The 965-nt window shown below is 38.7% G+C and carries 1 protein-coding gene; it reads left to right on the top strand.

Annotated elements, in window-relative coordinates; all coding sequences use genetic code 11:
* Positions 1-274 precede the first annotated feature (274 nt).
* On the top strand, positions 275-965 hold a 691-nt coding region (locus CHI06_RS28965), incomplete at its 3' end, for a pentapeptide repeat-containing protein (protein ID WP_095252073.1).

Raw genomic sequence — 965 nt, 5'->3', positions numbered from 1 at the left:
TGATAAGGGTTGTGTTTTTTTTGTCGTCCAAAGGGGAGAATCGTGGCCGTGTGTCGTCGCTTTTTTGGAAAGAGGGAACGATAGACAGAGAATATGCCCGTGCGGTGTCGTTTATATGTAAGGAGGGAACGATTTTAATAGATTTCGTAATGAATAGAATACAAACATAGATGGGAAAAGACGAATGGGTATTTTCTGTGTTAAGATATTACCTAGCTAAGATTTTCAAACGAACAAAAAAGCTAGGCTTATTATATAGAAGGAAGTGTTTCAATTGTCCAATACTTTAACAGTAGACGACGATATTTTAAAAGAGTTGCGCGCAGATTGTGCAAACTGCTTTGGCTTGTGCTGTGTCGCTCTACCTTATGCAAAATCTGCTGATTTCGCCTTTGACAAAGACGGCGGAACTCCTTGTCGTAACTTACAACCAAATTACCTATGCGGTATACATAATGACCTACGGAATAAAGGGTTTCGAGGCTGTTCGGCTTATGAATGTTTTGGAGCTGGACAAAAGGTATCTCAAGTTACATATAAAAGCATGGACTGGCGCTCGAACAAAGATATAGCGCAAGAGATGTTTGATGTTTATCCGATTGTGCAGCAACTACATGAGATGCTTTGGTACTTAAATGAAGTATTAACAATCCATGCTGCTAAACCGATTCATAAAGAAGTAAAGCAGAGTATTGAAGATACAGAAAATCTAACCAATAAAAGGCCAGAGTATATACTTAGTATTGATGTTGAGGAGCATAGATCAAAGGTAAATAAGTTACTCATTCGTACAAGTGACTTGGTTCGTGCACAAGTACCTAAAAGCAAAAGCAAAAAGAATACACGACAGAGAATGGATTATTTAGGTGCAAAGTTAAGAGGTACGGATTTAAAGGGAGCAAACCTAAGAGGTGCTTTACTTATAGCTGCCGATCTTAGAAATGCTGACCTTAGATGGAGTGATG

Source organism: Bacillus sp. 7884-1, from assembly GCF_002272245.1.
In the GTDB taxonomy this organism is placed as follows: Bacteria; Bacillota; Bacilli; order Bacillales; family Cytobacillaceae; genus Neobacillus.
This window is presented reverse-complemented; position numbering and strand designations above follow the sequence as displayed.